The sequence below is a fragment of the Salinicola sp. genome (genome assembly GCF_982684285.1).
In genome coordinates, this window is the sequence record NZ_CEXLVS010000415.1 from 1 (window position 1) to 1,820 (window position 1,820).

At 45.2% G+C, this 1,820-nt stretch carries 3 protein-coding genes; all 3 read right to left on the minus strand.

Features of this window, described 5'->3' with window-relative positions:
• Positions 1 to 537, minus strand: a 537-nt coding sequence (locus AC3AYF_RS20575; protein ID WP_487780332.1) for a triphosphoribosyl-dephospho-CoA synthase, incomplete at its 3' end; no start/stop codon positions are given.
• Entirely contained in the window at positions 527 to 1,456 is a 930-nt protein-coding gene (locus tag AC3AYF_RS20580; RefSeq protein WP_487780333.1) for a RimK family alpha-L-glutamate ligase, read from the minus strand. The genes AC3AYF_RS20580 and AC3AYF_RS20575, both read right to left, overlap by 11 nt.
• 46 nt (positions 1,457 to 1,502) lie before the next feature.
• The coding region (locus tag AC3AYF_RS20585) for a methenyltetrahydromethanopterin cyclohydrolase (RefSeq protein WP_487780334.1) at positions 1,503 to 1,820 on the minus strand (318 nt) is incomplete at its 5' end.

The window sequence follows — 1,820 nt, forward strand, 5'->3', positions numbered from 1 at the left end:
TGGTAATCCAATATAGAAAATTTCATGGTAATTATTGAGGTATTGTTTGGCGATGCTATCGCGCTCTTGAGCCAGTGCCATCGCCTGTTTTAAGCTTATAGTTGGTGTGGTTTTTATGTCGTGTTGTTCTGCTTCTCCCAGACCTCCCGCATCAGCCAAACGGATGGCCTGATAACAGGCTTTTGCATCATCAACGGTTAGGGTATTTAACACGTGAGTTAATACCTCGGGCAGTTGTTCAAAACTGTGGCAGTCATGAATAGCTCGGCATAATGGGGCAAATAATAATACGATGCCTAGATTGGTATTACAGTTAACAACAGATCGGGTTGCCTGAACTGCTTGTAATATTAACTCGCCCACGGTTAAATCTGGACTCGCTAAGACGGGAGCAATAGCCTTTGCACTGAGAAGGAAATCCTCAACCTGCATATTATGACCACCACTAAAGCAATTCACATTGCCCGGTTTTGGCGCTGCTACTTCTTGTTCACAGGCCCACTGAATGCATTCTGCTACTTCTTGGCTAGACAGCATGATCAGATTTTGGCTTGCTTGCTGATACGCTGTTTATTCGATGGGCTAAGGCTTGAGCGAGGTGACCGGCAACATCAATATTAGTCGCTTGATAAAGGCCTTTCCATGCCGGGACACTATTTACTTCAAGTACGGTATAACTGCCATCAGCGGTTCTAATTAAGTCCACACCAGCATAGTCCGCTTGCACTGCGTGTGTTGCTTTAATAGCGAGCTGTTCCATTTCTGGTGTGACGGTGGTGGGTAAACAACGGGCACCTTGTGCGAAGTTAGTTATCCACTGCGTCGATTGTCTGGACATGGCGGCACAAACTTGGCCATCGATCACTAATATGCGCCAATCTTGCCACTCACCTTGTTTAAATGGCTCAATATAGTGTTGTAAGTAAAAAGCATCGCCTACCGCGTCAATAGCCTCAAACTCGGCTAGGGTGGTGATTTTTGCTATGCCTTTACCTTGGCAGCCAAACAAGGGCTTGATCACTAATGTCCGCCCTAGTGATAATTGTTGTTGAACAATTTTTATTGCTTTGGCTTTGTTTTCACAGGCCCAGGTGTGAGGTGTACTTAATTCGGCTAAATGTAAACGTAATGAGGTACGCGCTTTATCGACGGTATGTTCAATGGCACTGGCAGGGTTAAATACCGGTACATTAAGCTCGGCTAAGGTATGTAAGATATCCATACGTAAGGTGATCTGTTCAAGGCTGCCGGGAGCAATGCCTCGAACAATGGCCGCTGCTGGCAGTTGCTCTTCAAATCCGGGGATGGATAAACCGGATGGTTGGTCTAGATCAATGGTGCAATCAGCAAGGTCGGCACAGATCGATTCGATGCCTAACTTAGCCAAGGCTGAGACAAGTTGTGCGCTATGCCAGCCATGAGTGTCATTGAAGATAACGATATGAGGAGAAGTCATAGATAATTGAGTTCAGCAGCGGCGATGGCCGCTGCTGAATGTTTATTTATAAACCAAATGAAAGCGTAAGTAGCTCTTGATTTAACTCACCAGCAGTGAAGCTTTTACCTGTTGCTGAGTTAGTAACAATCACTTTTGCTGGGCTGAATAACATAGGATCAACTTTGAAGAAATCGAAGTCATATGATTTAAAGATTTCAGCAAAAGGGCGACCATAATCGGACGAGGTATTACTCGGCATTTTTTCTGCTAACTCTTGTGCTTCTTCATCACTGCCATTAATGAAGAGGTGAACCATGCCACCGTAAAGAATACCATCGTTAGTACGGCCCATACCGGTTATAAAGTCACCACCAGGAGGTGC

Excerpts from the sequence above, each read along its gene's own strand:
- AC3AYF_RS20580 (WP_487780333.1), bottom strand. The coding sequence starts at position 1,456 with ATGACTTCTCCTCATATCGTTATCTTCAATGACACTCATGGCTGGCAT.